This is a genomic window from Rodentibacter ratti (assembly GCF_002000485.1).
GTDB lineage: Bacteria > Pseudomonadota > Gammaproteobacteria > Enterobacterales > Pasteurellaceae > Rodentibacter > Rodentibacter ratti.
In genome coordinates this window covers 129,272-151,517 of the sequence record NZ_MLAJ01000002.1, presented here as the reverse complement: position 1 = coordinate 151,517, position 22,246 = coordinate 129,272, and the positions used below count along the sequence as shown (strand labels likewise).

Below are 22,246 nucleotides of genomic sequence, written 5' to 3'. Positions count from 1 at the left end.
TTATCATTATGCAAAGCAGTCCACTTTTAGAACATCTCATCGAAAATCTCCGTTGTTTGCCGGGCGTAGGGCCGAAATCTGCACAGCGTATGGCATATCATCTTCTGCAACGCAATCGCAGTGGGGGAATGAATTTAGCACGTGCGCTCACTGAGGCGATGTCTAAAATTGGGCATTGTTCTCACTGTCGTGATTTCACGGAAGAAGAGGTGTGTAATATTTGCAATAATCCGCGCCGTCAAAATTCAGGTTTGCTGTGCGTGGTGGAAATGCCGGCGGATATTCAAGCCATTGAGCAAACAGGGCAATTTTCCGGTCGATATTTTGTGTTGATGGGGCATTTATCGCCACTTGATGGCATTGGGCCTCGTGAAATTGGTTTGGATTTATTGCAAAAACGCTTGGTAGAGGAATCTTTCCATGAAGTGATCCTTGCTACCAATCCTACCGTAGAAGGGGATGCCACAGCAAATTATATTGCGGAAATTTGCCGTCAACACAATATTAAAGTGAGCCGTATTGCCCATGGTATCCCTGTGGGGGGGGAACTTGAAACCGTTGATGGCACCACACTGACCCATTCTTTCCTTGGTCGCCGTCAAATCGACTAATTTTTTCTTATGCGTTTATTTATCGCCGAAAAACCCAGTTTAGCTCGAGCTATTGCTGATGTATTGCCTAAACCGCATCAGCGTGGTGACGGCTTTATTAAATGTGGTGATAAGGACGTGGTGACTTGGTGTGTGGGGCATTTGTTGGAGCAAGCGGAACCCGATGTTTATGATCCCAAATTTAAACAATGGCGATTAGAGCATTTACCCATCATTCCCGAAAAATGGCAACTTTTACCACGTAAAGAGGCAAAAAAGCAGCTTGCTGTGGTGGAAAAACTCATTCATCAGGCGGACGAATTAGTCAATGCGGGCGACCCGGATCGAGAAGGGCAGCTTTTGGTGGATGAGGTGTTTAGCTATGCAAAGTTGAGTGCAGAAAAGCGTGATAAGATCCAACGTTGCTTAATCAGCGATCTCAATCCCAGTGCGGTGGAAAAAGCGGTTAACAAATTACAGCCGAACCGCAATTTTATTCCGCTCTCCACCTCAGCCTTGGCAAGGGCGCGTGCCGATTGGCTTTATGGCATTAATATGACAAGGGCTTACACCATTCGTGGTCGTCAGGCAGGCTATAACGGTGTGCTTTCTGTGGGGAGGGTACAAACCCCGGTGCTGGGCTTGATTGTACGCCGAGATTTAGACATTGAGCATTTTCAGCCGAAAGATTTCTATGAAGTGCTGGCGTGGATCAATCCGGAAGAACAGCGGGAAAAAACAGCGGAAAAATCGACCGCACTTTTCAGTGCTTTATGGCAACCGAGCAAGGCGTGCGAAGATTACCAAGATGAAGATGGGCGTGTGCTTTCTAAAGCCTTAGCAGAAAATGTGGTAAAACGTATTACCGCTCAGCCGGCGGAAGTGACGGATTATAAAGATGTGCGAGAGAAAGAAACCGCCCCCTTACCTTATTCTTTATCTGCCTTACAAATTGATGCGGCGAAACGCTTTGGTATGTCGGCACAAGCAGTGTTGGATATTTGTCAGCGATTGTATGAAACCCATCGTCTGATTACTTATCCTCGTTCGGATAATCGTTATTTGCCGGAGGAGCATTTTGCCGAACGTCAGCAAGTATTGAAAGCGATTTCTGCTCATAGTGAAACCTATCAAACCTTGCCGGATGTGGTGGATATAAAACAAAAAAATCGTTGCTGGAATGATAAAAAAGTGGAGGCGCACCACGCCATCATTCCTACGGTGAAAAGTCGTGCAGTGAATTTAACCCAGGAAGAACGCCATATTTATGAGCTTATTGCTCGCCAATATTTAATGCAATTTTGTCCTGATGCGGAATATCGTAAAAGTAAGATTACATTGAATATTGCCGGCGGCACCTTTATTGCACAAGCACGAAATTTACAAGTGGCAGGCTGGAAAGCACTACTTGGTAAAGAAGACGATACGGAAAATCAAGAACCCTTATTGCCGATTGTGAAGAAAGGGCAGGTTTTGTATTGTGAACGAGGGGAAGTGATTAGCAAAAAAACACAACCGCCCAAACCTTTCACGGATGCTACCTTGCTTTCAGCGATGACGGGGATTGCCCGTTTTGTGCAAGATAAAGAATTGAAAAAAATTCTGCGGGAAACTGATGGATTAGGTACAGAAGCCACCCGAGCTGGTATTATTGAATTACTCTTTAAGCGTGGTTTTTTAACGAAAAAAGGACGCAATATTCATAGTACGGAAACAGGGAGAATTTTGATTCAAGCTTTGCCGGATATCGCCACCCAACCGGATATGACGGCCCATTGGGAAGCACAACTTACCGATATCAGCAAAAAGCAAGCTACCTACCAACAATTTATGTATGGGGTGAATCAGATGTTGCCGGATTTGGTGCGTTTTGTCGATTTCAATGCGTTGAGGCAGTTAAGCCAAATAAGTCAAACTTCAGAAAAACCACGAAAAAGAGCGGTTAAAAAAACAGAATGATTTCATATTGGAAAATAAGTTGATTAAAGTTGATACAGTCGAGCAATAAATAAGAAAAAAAACTTGCGAAAAAAACGAAATCTTTATATTATTCGCCCCAGTTTTCTTGCGTAATACGCAATCTAGAGTAGAAAAAATGTATCAAGTTCTTTTATTTATTTATGTTGTTGTCGCTATTGCGTTGATCGGGTTTATCCTCGTTCAACAGGGCAAAGGTGCAAACGCCGGGGCTTCTTTCGGTGGCGGTGCATCAGGCACAATGTTTGGCTCAGCCGGTGCCGGTAACTTTTTAACCCGTACCAGTGCGATTTTAGCTACAGCATTTTTTGTTATTGCACTCGTATTAGGTAACTTAAACTCTCATCGTGGTAATGTAGAGAAAGGTGCATTTGATGATTTATCAAAAACTGCGGAGCAAGTTCAGCAACAACAGGCTGCACCTAAAGTAGAGAATAAAAATAACGATATTCCTCAATAAATTAAAATAGATAAAATTTAACGCTCTGGTGGTGGAATTGGTAGACACGCTATCTTGAGGGGGTAGTGACCACAGGTCGTGCGAGTTCAAGTCTCGCCCAGAGCACCAAATTTAAAACCGGCTTTTAAAGCCGGTTTTTTGCTTTTAAGCTAGTCATTATTAACGAAGTTGGTTACAATCCACCAGTTTTATTTTTAACCATTGTAGTAGGAGAAATCTATGAACTTCCCCAAAATTGCTGAACAAGTGATAGAAAAGCTGGGCGGTAAAAGTAATATTGCCACAGCGGCACATTGTGCAACGCGCTTGCGTATCGTTTTGAACGATGAAAGCAAAGTTGATAAAGAAGGTATTGATAATATTGAGGGGGTGAAAGGACAGTTTTCTGTTGCCGGTCAATATCAAATTATCTTCGGTTCCGGCACGGTGAATAAAGTTCACGAACAATTAACCAAGCAATTGGGGATTGGTGATGTGAGTAAAGCAGAGGTTGCTGAAGCAGCCGCCGGCAACCAAGGTTTATTACAACGTTTGGTGAAAGGGTTGGCGGATATTTTCGTACCGATTATTCCGGCGATTGTGGCAGGTGGTTTGTTGATGGGGATTCACTCCATGTTGACTGCCCAAGGTTTCTTTTGGCAGGTTCCAGAAGCTGTGCGACTCGCAGTCGATGCAGCTCATGCTCAAGCTAGTGCAGCACTTGAAGCAGCGAAAGCTCTCAATGATACTGCCGCCATTGAATTGGCTGAAAAACAATTAAAATTGGCGGTGATTACAGGCTATTCTGTTGTTGATAAATTCCCGAATATTTCAGATTTAGTCGATTTCATTAATACGATTGCCAATGCGCCTTTTGTCTTTTTACCTGTCTTGCTGGGATTTTCCGCAACCCGTAAATTCGGTGGGAATCCGTTCTTAGGGGCGGCTTTGGGTATGCTCTTAGTTCACCCTAATTTAGCTGATGGTTGGAACTATGCAAAAACCTTAATGGAAGGCAATATTCAATATTGGAATGTACTTGGGCTTGAAATTGAGAAAGTCGGTTATCAAGGAACGGTGATCCCAACCATCATTTCTGCTTGGGTATTGGCGACATTAGAAAAAACCTTCCGTAAATTTGTGCCTTCTTATTTGGATAATCTGATTACGCCATTATGTTCGCTCTTTATTGCCGGTTTCTTGGCATTTACCGTGATCGGGCCGTTCGGTCGTGAGGCTGGTTCACTCATTTCGGCGGGATTGACCTGGTTGTATGACACCCTTGGTTTTGTGGGCGGTGCGATTTTCGGGACATTCTATGCGCCGATTGTTATCACCGGTATGCATCAAACCTTTATTGCGGTAGAAACCCAATTACTAGCCGATGTTGCACACACGGGCGGTACGTTTATTTTCCCAATTGCAGCGATGTCTAACATTGCACAAGGGGCAGCTTGTTTAGGCGTGGCATTAGCATTAAAAGATCCAAAAGTTCGTGGTTTGGCGGTGCCTTCAGGGATTTCTGCCTTGTTAGGGATTACTGAGCCGGCGATGTTCGGGGTGAACTTACGTTATCGTCAAGCGTTCTTTGCGGCAATGATTGGTTCAGGTTTGGCAAGTGCGTTCATCGCATTCTTTAATGTAAAAGCCATTGCGTTAGGTGCGGCAGGTTTCTTAGGTGTGCCATCAATCAAACCGGATAGCCTTGCAATGTACAGCATTGGTATGGCAATTTCTTTTATTGTGGCATTTAGCCTATCTTTTGTGATGGTAAAACGTGCAAACGTAAAAGCTTAATTTCTAAAAAAAAGTGCGGTTTAAATTATTCACAAACTTGCTTACTTGTTTGTTCCCCCTATCGGGGCTGTTGGTCACGCCAACGTTCAAAAAACATTGTTTTTTGTGACCGCACTTTTTTTAATCCAATTGTTTTAAATAATTTATCCCTAAATTTCTCATTTGTCTGATAATCCATTGTTGTTTTTTGCGTACCAATGCACTCGGCTTTTTGACTTTATAAATGATAGGATTGGGCAAAACGGCTGCCAGCAATGCGGCTTCGGATTGTGTCAAATTTTTTGCGGATTTATTAAAGTAAAAACGGCTTGCTGCTTCCACACCAAAAATCCCTTCGCCAAACTCCGCAATATTTAAATAGACTTCCAAAATTCGTTTTTTTGACCAACCTAGTTCTAATAACATTGTAGCCGGCACTTCTAATCCTTTACGCAGCCAACTTTGCCCGTGCCACAGCATTAAATTTTTGGCCGTTTGTTGGGAAATGGTTGAACCGCCCCGAATTTGGCGCGTTGATTTTCCGTTATGTTTGAAGGCTTTCTGAATAGCGGCGAAATCAAAACCGTAATGAGAGGGGAATTTTTGATCTTCTGCGGTAATCACGGCAAGTTGCATATTGGGTGAAATTTTTTCAAGGCTGACCCAAGTTGATCTTGCCCGATAATGGAAATCGCCTTGTAACCAATGTCCCACTTGTTGTTGAACCATATAAGAAGAAAAAGGCACAGGAACAAATCGAAAAAAAAGGATAAAGGCAAAAATGGCAAAGAAAAATCGGATTGCGATGCGTTGCCAATTTTTCTTCCACCATTTGAGACTGAATAACCGTAAAACTGCGGTTAAAATTTGCTTAGTTTTTTTCAAGGCGATCAAGTTGCTTTTTCACCCATTCCATAAAATCCGGATCCATGGTTTTGATCATATTTGAACCACGCGTAATGGTGGCGGCACTGGTATTCAGATTTTGTTGGATTTCACGTTGAGATAAATTTTTGTCTAATAGCTGTGAAACAATTTGTAAACGTAATCCCACGGCATCACGCTCATCAGCGGTGAGAAGCAAGGTTAACAAATCTTGGGCTTTGCCTTGTTCAAAAGCGGTTTGTAGCATGGCAAGAAAAGCGTTCCATTGATCTAAATTGCGACTGATATACATGAGTATTATCCTATACTATTAAACTAGTGCGCTTAGTATAGCCGATCAAATTCTTCCTGGCTAAAGGTTTGTGGATTTTCTTTATGTTGTAAGAGTTGGTAATAAAAATCATAGGCTAACACATTTTGCACATAACCACGGGTTTCAAAAAAGGGAATGGAAGCGATAAATTCATCCATCGTCAATTTTCCGTCGGCTCTTGACAGCCATTTTTCCACCCGGCTTGCGCCAGCATTGTAAGCGGCGGCAATAAGGATCCGATTATTCGGATATTTCTCATTAAGCTCATTCAAATGTGCTGTGCCGAGCAAAATATTATTGAATGGTTTGAATAAATCCTTTTCCGTTTGATACGGTAGTTGATTGTTATCGGCGGTTGCTTTAGCGGTGCTAGGCAAAAGCTGCATTAATCCTCGTGCATTCGCAGAAGATTGCGCCATTGGATTCCAGGCACTTTCCTGACGGGCGATTGCCATAGCAAAGGTTTTGTTGATCGTGCTACCGCTTTTTTCCGAAACGGGCGTTAAAGCAATATCAAAATAATTTTGGTGGGCATTTGGCAAACGTAAGGCGATATGATTCCACGCTTTGGCAATAATCGAGCCGTCCACCGCTAAATCAAACCAACCTTGTTGATTAGCATATTCACTCAACGCCACTTGCTGCGCTTGTTTTGATTCATCGGGAAGATTTTCGAGCAAAAAACGCCAACGTTGTTTAGCGGCACCAAGACGATCTAATTGGCGAAGTTCGGTAATTTCGGCTAATTCATTCGCGTACGTGTTGATCAGCTTTTCATTCATTGCTGGTTGGCTTAGTTCAACACGATAATCTGCCCCTCGATTTTGAGGATTGAGCATCGCTTTGGCGAGCATTGGGTAAAATCCCCGCTCTTGAGAAAGTGCGGTTAAAATTTCTTGTGTTTTTTGTTTATCGCTTTTTGCCAACCAATAACGCCATTCTTGTTTTTCCTTTCCTTCTTTTGAGAGGGCATTAAGCCAAGGTATCAGATCGGTTTTTTGCCAAATTGCCATTCGCAAACGGCGTTCAACAAGATTATCAGCCTTTAACGCCAGGATTTCAGTATCACGCCATTGTTGAAAATGGGGGGATTCATTATCAAAAAAGCGACTGATAAAAGCGATTTTCCAATCACGAATTTGAGCATCGCTGAGTTGCCAGTTTTTTGCCCATTGTAAATAGGGAGCAAAATCCGGATTATCCCTATTTTCAGGAAGGGTACGTAAATAACGTGAAAAGCCTTGTACGACCGCAAATTGATGACGAATTTTGTCTTTTTCACTATCAGGCAATGTTTCCGCAAATGATTTGAAGTTTGCCGGATTTTTCAGTAAATCAGCATACTGTTGTAGGTGTGCCTGAATGCTCGGATCTTCTTTTATATTATCAAGATGATCCAATTCCCCTGTCAGTAATGCCAAGCCCTTTACATCATTCTGACCGAATAATTTTTCTGCTTTTTGATAAATTTTGTCTTCGCTTCTGCCTCCGTTGGCATACCATTTTTGCCACAGTTCAGAATCGTTAGCAAGTTCGCCATTATTCAGCCAAAGTGTTTCAAAACCTTTCAAAATATCCGTTTCTTGAGTGGTTTTTGATTCCGACGATTTTTGAGCGAGTTGATATTCCCCATTTAATACGGCAATTTGCATTGCCAAACTGTTTGGTTTGATCTTTTTGGCGTAATCCACGAATTGTTCGGGATCACTATTATTAAGCAATGTAAGAATATTTTGCGCTAAACGGGAACGGAGAAAATGCCGGGGATGCTGAGCAATATAATCCTCAATTTCTTTTTTTAGTGTCGTCACTTCCGTTGAGGAGGTGCTTTGCGTGACTGATTTTATTTGGCTGTCAAAGTAGGCAAACCAAGCATCAGTTTGTAACGGATAGCCTTCTAAGGAATGAATTAATGATAAAAAAATGGTTCGGTTTTCAAAAACTCGCTGATTTTTCACCGCACTTTTCAACAGATTCTCAAATTGTAAGAAAGTTGTCCGTTGATTCAGACGTTTTAACTCAGCATTATGTTGATTTTGTTGCCATTTCAACTGTTCTTCTGCGAGATTAATGGTTTGCGTGCTTTTCGGCTGAGCCGCATTTGTATTCGCTCTAATCGGCTGAGAAAGTGCGGTTAAAATTGAAAGAGAAATAAGAGAAAGTTTTTTCATACCATTCCTGTAAGATAAGAATATTCCTTGTGAGGTTGAGTTGGTTAAACCTGTATGATTCAATTAATAAAAAAGCGAATCCTTAGATTCGCTTTTCCATGTGTTAGTTCCCTTAGAATACTTTTTTAAAGGGTTTAACAATCACTTCACCATAAACGCCGGCCTCTACGTAAGGATCTTGCGCAGCCCAATCTTTTGCGGCAAGTAAGCTATCAAATTGAGCAATCACAGTAGAACCGGTGAATCCGGCATCGCCGGGGTTTTCATCGTCAATTGCCGGATTAGGGCCTGCGGTAAGTAAACGATCTTCGGCTTGTAACTGTTTTAAACGGGCTAAATGCTGTTCACGCACGGCAAGGCGTTTTTCAAGCGTGCCGGGAATATCTTGGGCAAAAATAACGTAATACATCGTTTTCTCCTTTAAGTGTTTTTAACTTGTTGATTCTCATATTCTTGAATGGAGGCAAGCGCTTTTTCCAGCTCTTCATTACCTTCTCGTGGAATTGCACGGGATTTTCCTTTGCTATCCACGGCAACGAAGGTGAACACCGCATCAGTTACGCAATAGCGTTCACCAATGGGTTCACTGGCGACCTTTTTCACCCAAACTTCCATTTTTATTTGAATGGAAGAACGCCCGATTTTGAGGCATTGACCGTAGCAGCACACCACATCGCCCACTGCAATTGGTTTAATGAAATTCATACTTTCTACGGCAACGGTAACAACCCGTCCATGGGCGATTTCTTTGGCTAAAATCGCCCCACCCATATCCATTTGCGACATAATCCAGCCGCCAAAAATATCACCGTTTGCATTGGTATCTGATGGCATAGCAAGGGTACGCAGTAAAGGTACGCCTTTTGATTGACGCCCGTTTTTATCAATAAAATTTGAGGACATTAGTTCCCTCCGTCTTTATGGTTGTTTTGTTCATCTTTTGGCAAAAACTTGTAAATATAAGCACCGGAAATAATGGTCGCAATGAGGGTCATCCCAATTAAACCGAAGGATTTAAAATTAACCCAGGCTTCTTCCGACATATTATGGCTAATATAAATATTCACCAACATACAAATAATAAAGAAAACTGCCCAGCCAAGGTTGAGTGTGTTCCACGCCTGATCTGGCAACTTAATTTCTTCTTCTAGAAATTTTTTTATTAAAGGAATTTTAAATTGAAATTGTGCTACAAGTAAGATCACTGCAAAGAGTGCATTGACTACGGTAACTTTCCATTGAAGATAATGTATTTCATTAAAATAGGCGGTTAAAAGCCCAAAAAAAATGACTGCACTTGCGAGGATTTTCTGTCGTTTTTCAATAGTGCCGTATTTCCATTTTAAGATCACCATTTGTAAAATAGTTGCGACTACTAATACGATTGCTGCATCACGCACACCGCTTAATTTATAAGTGATAAAAAATAAAATCAGTGGAATAAATTCAAGTAATTGTTTCACTTATGCCTCCTTCATAAATAAACTGTAAAAGCGATAGGTCACAACCTGAATTAATATATTTAATAGTGAAGCAAACGCACTTACTACAAGTATAAAAATCATATTGTTTGATAAGGTCGTGAGTTGAAAAATTAATGTTGGTACAACAAAATACACTAATAGCGCATAAATAAATAATGCACCTTTTTGGTTTCGCCCCTGTAGCCAAATTTTTTGCAGAGTTTGTCCTATGCCGTCTAGTGTTGTTAAGTAGTGGGTTGTGGATAAATTTAGACGAATAAAAAACCAAATGCCGACAATAATTGCCACAAGTGAAACTATTGAGGGAGAGCTTTTGGTTAATATTGCTGCGCCGATTTCAAATAAGCCAAGAAATATAGGAATCACAATAATCAGATCTAAGATCACGACACCGATAAAGCGTGAGAGGGTTGCACTGAAAGTCTGTCCTAAAGTGTGGTAATTTTGTTGGCTGATTTTATGGACCGCCATCAATCCCCAAGCGCTGACAAAGGTTGTCGCTAATTGTGTGAGCAAAAAGGAAAGGGCAAAGCTTGGTGCGTTTTCTTCCATTAATTGGGGAAGGGTATCTGTACTGATAACAGTATCTTTTACAACAATTGAGGGGCTTAATAACACGCTGAATACTTGCACCATAAAGAGAATGGAAGCAAATTGAAACATGATTTTTTGTTGATTGCGGAAAAAATTCCAACTATCTTGTAAAATTTGTGTAAAGTTGATATTCATTCGATCTCTCTTTTTTCAAAATGAGGCGATTATACCTTCTTTATAGTACTATGCCATTTATCTTCTGTAAAAATTTACTCTTCAGTGGTGAATCGAGTTTGTGATTTCAGGTTTTTAGACTAAATCAAAATAATTTTATATAAATAATTTTATCAAATGTTTAAAATCTTGAATTAGATCACAGAATTAATACTCAATATGGAGTATATTACACTCCGCAAATAGCCATAGCCTTTTTATGGTTATAAATTAAACATTATACTTAAGGAGCTCAAAATGAAAAAAACAGCACTAGCATTAGGTTTAACCGCTGCATTATTCGCAGGTATGGCAAATGCTCATCAAGCGGGCGACGTGATTTTACGTGTCGGTGGTGTGTTTGTGTCAGCTAATTCTGAATCAGATACAACAAGTAATCGCAATGTTCCAGGTTTAGGTAATGTAGATGTAAATCTTGATGTTGGTGATAATGCACAGTTAGGTTTAACCGGTACTTATATGTTTACTGATAATATCGGTTTAGAATTGTTAGCGGCAACTCCGTTTTCTCATAAGATTAAAGCAAGTGCTTATGCTGGTGGTAACGAGTTAGTGAATTTAGGTGATACAGTGAAACTTAAACAATTACCGCCAAGCTTGTATTTACAATATTATTTCTTAGATAAAGATGCTGGCTCTCGTCCATATCTTGGTTTAGGTTTAAACTACACTCGTTTCTTTAACGCCAAATCTCTTCGTCCGGAAGTCACAGAGCTGAATGTTAAGAAACACTCTTTTGCTCCTGTTGTTAATGCGGGTATTGATATTAAACTAACCGATAACGTGTATTGGAATACCTCAATGTGGTATACACAAATTAAAACTAAAGCAAAATTTAAAGCATTAGGTTTAGATCACGAAGTAAAAGTTAAACTTGATCCATTTGTGTTCTTCACAGGTCTTGCATATCGTTTCTAATTATAAATTGTCCTCTATTTAACAAAAAAGCGATGAATGATTTCATCGCTTTTCTTTTTACTCACAGGCATAACCTTGCGCAGATAATGGTTTTCCGTCTAAATAAGCAATCCCTTCTTTTAGGGTTAAGCGGTTTTCCACAAACCATTTAACCACCATAGGATAAATGTGATATTCTTGCTCTCTTGTGCGTAATTCAATGTCTTCCACATTATCATTTGGGAAAATAGGCACTTTGGCTTGTAAAATAATTGCGCCGCCATCTACTTCTTCATTCACAAAATGAACCGTTGTACCGTGTTCGGTATCACCCGCTTCTATGGCTCGTTGATAAGTGTTTAGCCCTGGGTATTTGGGTAATAATGACGGATGAATATTAATAATTTTGCCATTAAAACGCTGCACAAAATCCGAGGTTAAAATTTTCATGTAACCGGCTAGTACAATAAGATCAACATCAAAATTTGCTAAATAATCGCCGATTTGGCGATCCATTTCTTGATTGTTAATAAAATTTTGACGCAAAAAAACACCGGTGGGAATGACCGCACTTTTTGCCCGTTCAAGCCCAAAGGCATCCGCTTTATTGCTGACCACGCACGCAATTTTAGCGGGGATAAAACCTTTTTCACAAGCATCGATGATAGCTTGTAGATTATTTCCTTGTCCTGAAATCAGAACGGCAATTTTTTTCATAAAGATCCTAAAAATAGAGAAAAGAAAGGCGAATTTTCATTCGCCTCGAAGGGGTTATTGAATCACAACTTGTTCTTCGCCATCTGTTGCGTGTTCAATATGTCCGATAAGCCATGCATTTTCACCGGCTTGTTTTAAAAGTGCTAATGCGGTTTCCACTTGATCTTGCGGAAGGGCAATCACCATCCCCACGCCACAGTTAAAGGTACGGTACATTTCATAAGTGGAAATATTGCCTTGTTCTTGCAACCATTTGAAAATCGGTTGCCATTCCCAACTTTTTTCATCAATCACGGCTTTCATATTTTTCGGTAATACGCGTGGAATGTTTTCCCAAAAACCGCCGCCGGTAAGATGAGCAATAGCATGAACATCCGTTTGTTTAATCAAGGATAAAATAGATTTCACATAAATTTTAGTCGGCGCAAGCACTTGTTCGCTTAATGGTTTGCCGGCTAATTGTTCGGTTGCCGGATTGATGCCAGAAACGTCAATCACTTTACGGATTAAAGAATAACCGTTTGAATGAGGGCCACTTGAACCTAGCGCGATTAAGGCATCACCGCTACGTACCCGGCTGCCGTCAATAATTTCGGATTTTTCTACTACGCCCACACAGAAACCGGCTAAATCATAATCACCTTCATGATACATTCCCGGCATTTCAGCGGTTTCACCCCCAACGAGTGAGCAGCCTGATTGCACGCAACCCTCTGCAATGCCTTTCACCACATCTGCTGCCACATCGACTTCTAATTTTCCGGTCGCATAATAATCTAAGAAAAACAAAGGTTCAGCACCTTGTACCACCAAATCATTGACGCACATTGCCACGAGATCAACACCAATGGTGTCGTGTTTTTTTAAATCAATGGCTAAGCGTAATTTTGTTCCGACCCCGTCAGTACCTGAAACCAAAATCGGCTCTTTATATTTGCTTGGAATGGCACACAATGCCCCGAATCCGCCCAAGCCACCGATCACTTCAGGACGTGTCGTGCGTTTTACATGTGGTTTGATTCGTTCGACAAGTTCATTGCCTGCATTAATATCAACGCCGGCATCTTTGTAACTTAATGATGGTTTACTCACAATGTTTTTCCCATGTTAATTAAATGAAAAATCAGGGCGGATTGTATCAGTTTAGGCAAACGTTTGCGATATATTTTATATGAAAAAAGACCGCACTTTATAACTTGATAAAAGAGCGGTCTAATGGAGGAGTGTTTTTAGCGATTTGCCAATTCAAATATCATCGCTTCGGCTTGGCAACTGAAGGTAAAATTTGCATTTAACTGTACGCCACCTTCAATAGGCGAGATTTCACTTAGAATTTCACAAGGTTCACTTTCTGTTTTGCGTGCTTTTTCTGTGAAACGGGCGAGGGCTTGTTCTGCCTCTGCTTGGGTCACATAAGTTTGTGCAATATTGACAGTGCGATCTGAGCCATCAATAATGGTTCCCACATCTACGCAGCTACAAGTCAATGATTCTTCTGCTTTGCATTTTACGGCCATATTTTGTCCTTAATCTTGAAATTAAATTGGCGTTATTTTATCACTTTTAAAAAGCAGATGAAAACTCACCGCACTTTAAATAGAAAATTATCACTGGTCGGAACTCTATAAAAATAAACAAAATGAATTTGCACTTGATTAAATGGAGTTTTAGAATCTCGTAAATTTTATTTTTTATATAAATAACAAAGGGTTCTAAATGAAAAAATTTAATCAATCTTTATTAACAACAGCAATGTTGCTTGCGGCCGGAGGCGTAAACGCTGCGGCATTTCAGTTAGCGGAAGTTTCTACCTCCGGTTTAGGACGTGCCTATGCCGGTGAAGCCGCAATAGCGGATAATGCCTCAGTGGTGGCAACGAACCCTGCGTTGATGAGTCAATTTAAAACTAATCAATTTTCTATTGGTGGCGTTTATGTCCATTCAAAAATTCGTATGGAAGGGCCTGTTCGTGCAAATATATTAGGTGTTCAGGTTGCAGAAGGTTCCGCTAATAAAGAAAGTGTTGTACCGGGATCTTTTATTCCAAATATGTATTTTGTTGCACCAATTAATGATAAGTTTGCTATTGGTGGTGGGATGAATGTAAATTTTGGTTTAAAAACCGAATATGATAATAATTATGATGCCGGTGTATTTGGTGGAAAAACAGAGTTAAGTGCGATAAATTTAAATTTAAGTGGTTCTTATCGTATTACTCAAGGGCTGAGTGCGGGTGTAGGCGTTAATGCTGTTTATGCAAAAGCAGAAGTTCAACGTAATGCAGGTATTTTAGATACAGCGATTGATAATATTGCGAGAAATCCGAATTTAATGCAACAAATGATTGATAATGCTCGGGCATTGGGACGAGATCCAGAAAGATTAGTATCTGGTCTTGGAGGGTTAGGTTCTCAAATTAGCAAAGAAACCGTTTTAACCCATTTAGAAGATCGCTCTGCTTGGGGATTCGGTTGGAACCTTGGTTTGGCTTACGATTTTAATGAGCGCAATCGTCTTGGTATTGCATACCATTCTAAAATTGATATTGATTTTAAAGATCGTAATGCTGTGAGCTATTTACCTTATGGTACACAGGCTTATGTAGGAAATGGCGGTTTAACTTTACATCTACCTGATTATTTAGAAGTATCAGGATTTCATCAGTTAACAGATAAATTTGCTATGCATTATAGCTATAAGTACACCCGTTGGAGCCGTTTAAAAAATCTTCATGCTACCTACACGGATAGCAGTTTACGTAATGGCGGTTTAGCTTTCCACAAAGATGAAGAATATGATGATACTTCTCGTATTGCATTGGGGGCAACTTATGATGTTAATGATAAACTCACGGTGCGTGCAGGGATTGCTTACGATGAGTCAGCGGCGCCAATAACTCATGTTAGCGCATCAATTCCGGATACAGACCGGACATGGTATAGCGTGGGGGCAACATATAAATTTACACCGGCATTATCAGTAGATTTTGGTTTTGCACACTTACGCGGTAAAAAATTGAAATTTAAAGAAACACAAAGTATTGCTGGTGGTTTGGCGACAATTCAAGCGGATTATTCCTCCAAAGCAACCGCTAATCTCTATGGTTTAAATGTAAACTATACTTTCTAATCTGGGAAAAATTCCGCATAATAAAGCGTACTTCGGTACGCTTTTTTTATGTTGAAAAATGAGGCAGAAAATGACCGCACTTTATTACACCTATTATCCTTCCCCCGTGGGGAAACTCTTGATTCTATCTGACGGTGAACATATCACGCATATTGATTTTGAAAAAGAGCAGTTTGAACCGAACTCTAAATGGATTGAAGAAAATAATTTGCCTCTTTTTCAAAAAGTGCGGTCAGCTTTCGATCGTTATTTTAAGGGAGAAGCGGAAAGTTTTTCGGATATTCCCTTGAAAACGGAGGGAACGCCATTCCAACAAGCCATTTGGCAGGCATTACGGAAAATTGGTTATGGGGAAATCTCGAGCTATGGCGAATTAGCAAAAATGATTGATAATCCAAAAGCCGTGCGTGCCGTGGGGGGAGCAGTGGGAAGTAATCCGATCAGTATTATCATTCCATGCCATCGTATTTTAGGCAAAGATAAAACGCTTACCGGTTTTGGTGGCGGACTGGCGGCAAAACGTTTTTTACTCCAATTAGAGAATATTCCTTATATTGACAAAGGAACAGAAGACACCAAACCCCGTTTTTTCAAGAAATATCACGAATGATTCCACATACATTAACGCAGCTTCTTGAGCGGGCACAATCCATTGCAGGTTTAACATTTGGCGAGCTTGCCGATACTTTAGGCATGCCTGTTCCCTCTGATTTAAAACGTGATAAAGGCTGGGTGGGAATGCTTTTGGAAATCGCATTAGGGGCGACTGCCGGCAGTAAAGCCGAACAAGATTTTGCCCATCTTGGGGTAGAACTCAAAACCTTACCGATTAATGAACAGGGGTTTCCGCTGGAAACGACCTTTGTGAGCCTTGCACCGTTGACACAAAATTCCGGTGTGCAATGGGAAAATTCTCATGTTCGTCATAAATTATCTTGTGTACTTTGGATTCCTATTGAAGGTAGCCGGCATATTGCTTTGCGTGATCGCCATATTGGTGCGCCGATTTTATGGCAGCCTAACCCGGAACAAGAACGCCAATTAAAACGGGATTGGGAAGAATTGATGGAATATATCACCTTGGGAAGACTCAATGAAATTACCGCCCGTATTGGGGAAGTGATGCAGCTACGACCAAAAGGGGCAAACAGTAAAGCCATTACCAAAGGCATTGGAAAAAATGGGGAAATGATAGATACGCTGCCATTGGGGTTTTATTTGCGGAAGGAGTTTACAGCGGGGATATTAAGGGATTTTTTAGGCAATTAGCTTGAAACCCGATATCAATGTCAAAAAAGAAAACAAAAAAGGCTCCTATCTCAGAAGCCTAATTTTCAATCTCTAACCTTTATGCCACCTGAGTAAAAAAGTCCCTTAATCCGATTAATACATTATTCACCGCCACTGTTGCCAAAATTAATCCCATCACTCGGCTGATAATTGCCGCACCAGAGTTACCGATGAAGTGCTGAATACGGTTCGCAGCAAGCAATAAAATATAAGTGATTAACAGTACCGCTAACATAATTCCTGCGGTAATGAATTGTTCGGTGAAATTAAAACGGTGGTTATCCGTTAAAAGTACAATCGCCATCATCGCACCCGGTGAGGCAATAGAGGGCACGGCAAGAGGGTAAACGGCGATTTCCGTAATGTTTGCTCTCATCTTAATTTCTTGTTCCGGTTTACTTTCACCAAAAATCATGGTTAGTGCAAAGAGGAAAAGAACCAATCCCCCTGCGATTTGGAAAGCTGGTAGTGGCACCTGCATGGCTTCAAAGAGAATTTGTCCGCCTACTAAAAAGAAAAGGAGAATACCGGCAGAAATAATCACTGCATTACGCGCAATTTTTCGACGTTCCTCAAGGGAAAAACCAATAGTTTTAGAAAGATAAACGGGAATCGAGCCAATTGGGTCAATTACAGCCCAAAGTACAACAAACTGAACAATTAAAGAATCAAACATTTATTTTCCTTTATGTCATAAAAATATAAGCCAAGGTTATTCTATCAGATAAAAGGTATAAAGTGCGGTAAGTTTTGGTCATTTTTCAGAATGTTCAAAAACCTTGAAAAAACCGACCGCACTTTGTAGTTGATCACCGTAAAAAATGAGTGGAATGCGGCTACGTTGCCAAGGGGGAACGCCCAATTCTTGCCAAATTTTTTTGATATCCTCTCTTGGGCGTTTCGGATGATGTTTGATTTTTCCTGCATAACTGAAGCGGATTTGAATCGGTAAATCGGTAGGCGGCAATTCAACGGAAAATTGCTGCCAAGAAAAAATAAAATGTTGTGGAGTTCGCTGTAAATGAAGTTCACCAAGATTGTCGGGAAGCAAAAGGTTGTTATTTCGCATTTCAAGGCAAATTCCCGTTAGATCCGTAAAATCAGCGGTGAGGTACAAACAGGATTGATAACGGCGGACAATCTGTTTTCCTAAATGAAACTGCGGATTGGCTTCTTTTTTTGCTAAAACAACATCATTGATGAGTTGTTCGAGTTGGCGTTTACTTGGCATTTCCCATTGATTTTGAGAAAACCACATTCGCAAAAGTGCGGTCTGTTTTGGCGATGAATATTGATTGAATCTGTGAAGTTGAAATTCTGTTGGTGTTTGGCAATGCTCAAGAAAAGTGTCTTGTAAGAGTTCATTAATGAGCTGCTGATCTTCAAAACAATGTTGTGCAGCGCGTTGAACGACGTGATCAATATGTCTCCAACGTGCACGGAGTTTTGGCAGAATTTCATTACGTAAAAAATTGCGTTCATAACGGGTATCATCGTTGCTTTCGTCATAAACCCAAGTTAAATGTTCAGTGTGTGCGTAGTGTTCTAATTGTTCCCGAGTAAAAGAAAGTAATGGGCGAAAAATCTTCATACCGAATAATTCGCTGTGCTTTTGTATTGCGCCTAGTCCTTGTAAACCGCTACCTCGTTTTAGTGCGAGGAAAAACGTTTCCGTTTGATCGTTTAAATGATGGGCCGTGACGAGAATTTCATTGGATTGAATATGTCGCAAAATAGCCTGATAACGCGCCTCGCGTGCGCCGGCTTCGATACCGTTGCGGTAGTCAATTTTTACTTTCTCAATGATTAATGGAATCTCATATTGAGCACACAAAGATTGACAATGTGCAACCCAGCTATCGGCATTAGGGCTTAAACCATGGTGAATATGAATCGCTCGGAGATAAAAGTGCGGTTGAATTTGACGGAGTTTTGCCAATAAAGTAAGAAGAACAGTAGAATCTAAACCACCGCTCAAGGCGATAAGATAATGTTGAGCGGTGGTTTGTTTAAGTTGTTGTTCAAAAGCCGAAAACAAATCCATTAGGCAATTTTTTCTGCTTTATATTGGGCGCTCGGATTGAGAATTTCAAAACGTGCCGCAATGGTTTGTAACTCGTAGGAATTGAGTTCAAAGGTGGTTTTCATTACGCCTGCCACTTCATTATTCATGGCTTCAAAGGCTTCCACATCGGATTTCCCATTGAGTAAATTCGCTAAGAATGTACCGGCAATTAAATCACCTACGCCTACCGGTTCAAAGTTGAATTGATAAAGTGGGCGGCTTAAATGCCAAATGCCTTCCGGTGTTGCCATAATGATTTCAAAGGTGTCCGGATCATTGATTTTCCCTACCTTGCCTAAATGTTTCACGAGGACTTTTTTCACGCCTTTGTCCAGCAAAGCACGCGCGGCTTTTAATACATCATCAAAAGAATTGATAGGGAACTCGCTGAGTTGACGCAGTTCATTCATATTCGGCGTCATAATATCCGCAACAGGAATGGCTTTCTCAATAAGCGCTTCACGAACGCCATTTGCCACCACACAAATTTTTTCCGGATTCGGCATCACCGGATCGCATAAATAAAGGGCGTTTGGGTTGTGTTTTTTAATTTGTTCCAAGGCATAAAGGATTTGATCCACTTGTTCCGCTGATCCTAAATAACCTGAAAGCAACGCATCGCATTCTTGTAATTTTTCAATGTTCTCCAAGCCGGTGACGATTTCACGAATTTGCTCTTGTGGAATTACCATACCCGTCCATTTGCCGTATTGGGTATGGTTGGAAAATTGCACGGTATTGAGAGCCCATACATCCACACCTAATAACTGCATTGGAAAAGTGGCGGATTTATTGCCGGCAAAGCCGTACACCACGTGGGATTGGATGGAAAGTACATTTTTCATATTTATCTCCTTTTTATTAATGTGATTTTCCGTATATTGAATCCAAAATCGATTTGTAAGATAGATGACCCCTTGCTTGACGTGATTCTAAAATAATATTCAATAATTTTAGACGAAAAAAAGAGCGAAAAATAACCGCTCTTTTTTTTAATTAACTTAGCAATAGCCATAAGACATTAAACGCTGATAACGGCGGTTTAATAATTCTTCTTGGTTTAATTCGTCAAGTTCTGCCAAATCTTCAGCGAGACGTTTTTTCAAATTTTCAGCCATCAAAGCATAGTTACGATGTGCGCCACCTAATGGCTCCTGTACGATGTTATCAATTAAATTCAGTTCTTTTAAACGCGTAGCCGTTAAACCCATGACTTCTGCTGCGGTTGAGGCTTTTTCTGCACTTTTCCATAAAATGGAAGCACAACCTTCCGGTGAAATAACGGAATAGGTGGAATATTGCAACATATTCACTTTATCGCCCACACCGATCGCCAAGGCACCGCCTGAGCCGCCTTCACCAATGACGGTACAGATGACAGGAACGGAGAGTTGCGACATTTCACGTAAGTTACGGGCAATCGCTTCTGCTTGGCCTCGTTCTTCAGCACCGATGCCGGGATAGGCGCCGGGGGTGTCAATAAAAGTGATGATTGGGAGTTTAAAACGCTCCGCCATTTCCATTAAACGTAACGCTTTACGATAACCTTCCGGGGCAGGCATACCAAAATTGCGTTGTACTTTTTCTTTTACCGTTCGACCTTTTTGATGGCCGATAACCATAACCGGACGACCGTCCAAACGTGCTAATCCGCCCACAATAGCTTTGTCATCTGCAAACGCACGATCACCGGCAAGCTCTTCAAATTCGGTAAAAATATGTTCAATATAATCAAGGGTATAAGGACGGTTTGGATGACGGGCCATACGTGAAACTTGCCACGCATCAAGGTTGGCAAAGGTTTTTTTGGTTAATTCATCGCTTTTCTTTTGTAAACGTGTAATTTCGTCGGTTAAATCAACTTTATCGTTAGAGGCAGAGCGTAATGCACCAATTTTGGCTTCCAGCTCTGCAATAGGTAATTCAAAATCTAAATATTCTTGGGTCATTTTCTTATCCTAAAAAACACCGTAAAAAATCCACCGCACTTTATCAAGAATTAACTGGTGGCGCAAATAGTTTTCACTGGTTGGGGGAGCTTACAAACGTGCCTTTTTTAGCAATGACAAAACAAATAAGAAGGTCGAGCAAATGACAACCGATGGGCCTGCTGCTGTGTCATAAAATGCCGAAAGCATTAATCCGCCGATAACCGAAAGCATGCTGATCCCCACGGCAAATCCGACCATCGATTCGGGGGTTTTGGCGAAACGGCGTGCCGTCGCAGCCGGAATGATTAATAAGGAAGTAATAATTAGTGCACCGACAAATTTCATACTTAAGGCAATAGTGAGGGCTGTCAAAATCATCAAAATAAAACGCATTTTTCTTATATTGATGCCTTCTACTTGGGCGAGTTCTGGAGAAACGGTGGTGGAAAGGAGGGCTTGCCAGAAATGAAGCAATGTACCAAGTACGATCACCACTCCGATAGCGATATAAATTAAGTCGGTGTAATTTATCGCCAATAAATCGCCGAATAAATAGCTCATCAAATCAACCCGAACATTTTTTAGCAAACCAACGGTAACAACGCCAAGGGATAAACAACTGTGCGCAATAATGCCGAGCAAAGTATCAATGGAAAACTGAGTATTGCTTTCTAGCCATACCATAATAATCGCCAAAAGAAGAGTGAGGATGACGATGGCAATATAAGGATTAATTTGTAGGAAAATTCCTAATGCAACGCCGAGTAAAGCCGAATGAGAAAGCGTATCGCCAAAGTATGCCATTTTACGCCATACTACAAAGACCCCAAGCGGTGCGGTGATTAGGGACAATAAAATGCCGGTAAGCAGCGCCGGAAATAGAATTTCAAACATTAAAGATCCTTATTTTGACAATGATCGGCAGTGCCGTTACAGCCACATACATCACCGTGTAAATTATGATGGTGATTATGATGATGGGTATAAAAGCCCACATTTTGTGAGATCTGATTACCCCATAAACGCATAAATGTCGGATCGTTTGATAGGGTTTCCGGTGTACCGGCACAGCAAATGTGCTGATTAATACAAATCACTTCTTTACTGTCCGCCATCACGATATGTAAATCGTGGGAAACCATCAACACGGCACAATTTAATTGTTGTTGGGTTTGATGAATCAGTTGATAAAGCTCTGCTTGACCGGTGATATCCACACCTTGAGTGGGTTCGTCCAATACTAATAGATTCGGTTTGTTTAAAATCGCACGGGCAAGCAACACTCTCTGCATTTCCCCCCCGGAAAGTTTTTGCATATTATTTTTGCCTAAATGGGCAATGGAGAGTTGTTCAAGTGCGGTTGAAATTTCTTGTGGTTTTGCCCCTTTTTTTAAGGCAAGAAAGCGTTCTACCGTGAGTGGTAAACTATGGTCTAAATGAATTTTTTGCGGCACATAGCCAATGCGTACATTTTGACTATAAATGACCTCGCCTGATGTCGGTTGTTGTAGTTTTAAGAGCGTTTTTAATAATGTGGATTTCCCGCCGCCATTTGGTCCAACGATGGTGATGATAGACTGGGGATAAATATTTAAATTGATATTTTGTAATGCTGTTTTTTGTTCAAATACCACATTGATATTTTTGAGTTCTATTAACGGGGAATTTGGATCGCGTTGAATGGAATGAATTTGCATAATGCCGCCTATGTCAAATTTAGCGACTCACATTAGCTCATTTTGCCATCTTTCTCAAGATGTTCTCTCTTTATGATGAATATTTCGACAACTTTTTTATATGTTTTAGGGTAGAAT

Annotated in this window: 23 protein-coding genes, 1 tRNA gene and 2 pseudogenes; 10 read left to right on the top strand and 16 right to left on the bottom strand. The window is 40.8% G+C overall.

The window, feature by feature from the left end; genetic code table 11:
* The first annotated feature begins 8 nt into the window (after positions 1-8).
* The 6 genes and pseudogenes from recR to BKG94_RS10115 all read left to right on the top strand — a co-directional run.
* Entirely contained in the window at positions 9-611 is a 603-nt protein-coding gene (gene recR / locus BKG94_RS01580; RefSeq protein ID WP_077433562.1) for a recombination mediator RecR, read from the top strand.
* A 9-nt stretch (positions 612-620) separates the two neighbouring features.
* On the top strand, positions 621-2,549 hold the full coding sequence (locus BKG94_RS01575) for a DNA topoisomerase III (protein WP_077433560.1): 1,929 nt from the start codon (positions 621-623) through the stop codon (positions 2,547-2,549).
* 136 nt (positions 2,550-2,685) lie between these two features.
* Positions 2,686-3,027, top strand: coding sequence for a preprotein translocase subunit SecG (gene secG / locus BKG94_RS01570; RefSeq protein WP_077433558.1), 342 nt, complete (start codon positions 2,686-2,688; stop codon positions 3,025-3,027).
* A gap of 22 nt (positions 3,028-3,049) precedes the next feature.
* Positions 3,050-3,135, top strand: a tRNA-Leu gene (locus tag BKG94_RS01565).
* Positions 3,136-3,246: 111 nt separating this feature from the next.
* Positions 3,247-3,669: pseudogene (locus BKG94_RS10120) on the top strand (glucose PTS transporter subunit EIIB); the annotation flags it as partial.
* A gap of 135 nt (positions 3,670-3,804) precedes the next feature.
* Positions 3,805-4,803, top strand: a pseudogene (locus BKG94_RS10115) (PTS transporter subunit EIIC); the annotation flags it as partial.
* Positions 4,804-4,923: 120 nt separating this feature from the next.
* Here the strand turns inward: BKG94_RS10115 and mtgA are convergent.
* From mtgA to BKG94_RS01525, 7 genes are all read right to left on the bottom strand, one after another.
* Positions 4,924-5,676 (bottom strand): monofunctional biosynthetic peptidoglycan transglycosylase, encoded by a 753-nt coding sequence (mtgA, locus tag BKG94_RS01555; protein WP_425272253.1) that lies wholly within the window; start codon positions 5,674-5,676, stop codon positions 4,924-4,926.
* Positions 5,654-5,959 (bottom strand): trp operon repressor, encoded by a 306-nt coding sequence (gene trpR, locus BKG94_RS01550; RefSeq protein ID WP_077433552.1) that lies wholly within the window; start codon positions 5,957-5,959, stop codon positions 5,654-5,656. Before trpR ends, mtgA begins: the two co-directional genes overlap by 23 nt.
* 32 nt (positions 5,960-5,991) lie before the next feature.
* Complete coding sequence (locus tag BKG94_RS01545; protein ID WP_077433550.1) at positions 5,992-8,151, bottom strand: transglycosylase SLT domain-containing protein; 2,160 nt, start codon at positions 8,149-8,151, stop codon at positions 5,992-5,994.
* A gap of 112 nt (positions 8,152-8,263) precedes the next feature.
* Positions 8,264-8,560, bottom strand: coding sequence for a YciI family protein (locus BKG94_RS01540; RefSeq protein WP_077433548.1), 297 nt, complete (start codon positions 8,558-8,560; stop codon positions 8,264-8,266).
* A gap of 11 nt (positions 8,561-8,571) precedes the next feature.
* A complete protein-coding gene (gene yciA, locus BKG94_RS01535; RefSeq protein WP_077433546.1) occupies positions 8,572-9,054 on the bottom strand; it encodes an acyl-CoA thioester hydrolase YciA in 483 nt (160 codons plus the stop codon).
* Positions 9,054-9,614, bottom strand: coding sequence for a septation protein A (locus BKG94_RS01530; RefSeq protein WP_077433544.1), 561 nt, complete (start codon positions 9,612-9,614; stop codon positions 9,054-9,056). Before BKG94_RS01530 ends, yciA begins: the two co-directional genes overlap by 1 nt.
* On the bottom strand, positions 9,615-10,364 hold the full coding sequence (locus BKG94_RS01525) for a hypothetical protein (RefSeq protein WP_077433542.1): 750 nt from the start codon (positions 10,362-10,364) through the stop codon (positions 9,615-9,617).
* Between the two features lie 276 nt (positions 10,365-10,640).
* On the opposite strand from BKG94_RS01525, the gene BKG94_RS01520 reads away from it, so the two are divergent.
* Positions 10,641-11,321, top strand: a complete 681-nt coding sequence (locus BKG94_RS01520) for an OmpW/AlkL family protein (protein ID WP_077433540.1) — start codon at positions 10,641-10,643, stop codon at positions 11,319-11,321.
* Positions 11,322-11,378: 57 nt separating this feature from the next.
* On the opposite strand, the gene purN is transcribed toward BKG94_RS01520, so the two are convergent.
* The 3 genes from purN to BKG94_RS01505 all read right to left on the bottom strand — a co-directional run bounded on the left by purN (position 11,379) and on the right by BKG94_RS01505 (position 13,534).
* Positions 11,379-12,017: a phosphoribosylglycinamide formyltransferase gene (purN, locus tag BKG94_RS01515; protein ID WP_077433538.1), complete on the bottom strand. Its 639-nt coding sequence runs from the start codon at positions 12,015-12,017 to the stop codon at positions 11,379-11,381.
* 54 nt (positions 12,018-12,071) lie between these two features.
* Positions 12,072-13,109 carry a phosphoribosylformylglycinamidine cyclo-ligase gene (purM, locus tag BKG94_RS01510; protein WP_077433536.1) on the bottom strand — a complete coding sequence of 346 codons (1,038 nt, stop codon included), beginning with the start codon at positions 13,107-13,109 and terminating at the stop codon, positions 12,072-12,074.
* A 137-nt stretch (positions 13,110-13,246) separates the two neighbouring features.
* Positions 13,247-13,534 (bottom strand): YfcZ/YiiS family protein, encoded by a 288-nt coding sequence (locus BKG94_RS01505; RefSeq protein ID WP_077433534.1) that lies wholly within the window; start codon positions 13,532-13,534, stop codon positions 13,247-13,249.
* A gap of 199 nt (positions 13,535-13,733) precedes the next feature.
* Here BKG94_RS01505 and BKG94_RS01500 point away from each other — a divergent pair, with 199 nt between their 5' ends.
* The 3 genes from BKG94_RS01500 to mutH all read left to right on the top strand — a co-directional run bounded on the left by BKG94_RS01500 (position 13,734) and on the right by mutH (position 16,415).
* Positions 13,734-15,146 (top strand): outer membrane protein transport protein, encoded by a 1,413-nt coding sequence (locus BKG94_RS01500; RefSeq protein ID WP_077433532.1) that lies wholly within the window; start codon positions 13,734-13,736, stop codon positions 15,144-15,146.
* 70 nt (positions 15,147-15,216) lie between these two features.
* Complete coding sequence (locus tag BKG94_RS01495; RefSeq protein WP_077433530.1) at positions 15,217-15,756, top strand: methylated-DNA--[protein]-cysteine S-methyltransferase; 540 nt, start codon at positions 15,217-15,219, stop codon at positions 15,754-15,756.
* Positions 15,753-16,415, top strand: coding sequence for a DNA mismatch repair endonuclease MutH (gene mutH, locus BKG94_RS01490; protein ID WP_077433528.1), 663 nt, complete (start codon positions 15,753-15,755; stop codon positions 16,413-16,415). The genes BKG94_RS01495 and mutH overlap by 4 nt, the downstream gene beginning before the upstream one ends.
* 79 nt (positions 16,416-16,494) lie before the next feature.
* Here the strand turns inward: mutH and BKG94_RS01485 are convergent, their stop codons facing one another.
* The 6 genes from BKG94_RS01485 to znuC all read right to left on the bottom strand — a co-directional run bounded on the left by BKG94_RS01485 (position 16,495) and on the right by znuC (position 22,129).
* A complete protein-coding gene (locus BKG94_RS01485) occupies positions 16,495-17,112 on the bottom strand; it encodes a MarC family protein (protein ID WP_077433526.1) in 618 nt (205 codons plus the stop codon).
* Positions 17,113-17,190: 78 nt separating this feature from the next.
* Complete coding sequence (tilS, locus tag BKG94_RS01480) at positions 17,191-18,480, bottom strand: tRNA lysidine(34) synthetase TilS (protein WP_077433524.1); 1,290 nt, start codon at positions 18,478-18,480, stop codon at positions 17,191-17,193.
* Entirely contained in the window at positions 18,480-19,346 is an 867-nt protein-coding gene (gene pdxY / locus BKG94_RS01475) for a pyridoxal kinase (protein WP_077433522.1), read from the bottom strand. The genes tilS and pdxY overlap by 1 nt, the downstream gene beginning before the upstream one ends.
* Positions 19,347-19,502: 156 nt before the next feature.
* On the bottom strand, positions 19,503-20,450 hold the full coding sequence (gene accA / locus BKG94_RS01470; RefSeq protein WP_077433520.1) for an acetyl-CoA carboxylase carboxyl transferase subunit alpha: 948 nt from the start codon (positions 20,448-20,450) through the stop codon (positions 19,503-19,505).
* A 90-nt stretch (positions 20,451-20,540) separates the two neighbouring features.
* A complete protein-coding gene (znuB, locus tag BKG94_RS01465; RefSeq protein ID WP_077433518.1) occupies positions 20,541-21,326 on the bottom strand; it encodes a zinc ABC transporter permease subunit ZnuB in 786 nt (261 codons plus the stop codon).
* Positions 21,326-22,129, bottom strand: a complete 804-nt coding sequence (gene znuC, locus BKG94_RS01460) for a zinc ABC transporter ATP-binding protein ZnuC (protein ID WP_077433516.1) — start codon at positions 22,127-22,129, stop codon at positions 21,326-21,328. The genes znuB and znuC overlap by 1 nt, the downstream gene beginning before the upstream one ends.
* Positions 22,130-22,246 lie beyond the last annotated feature (117 nt).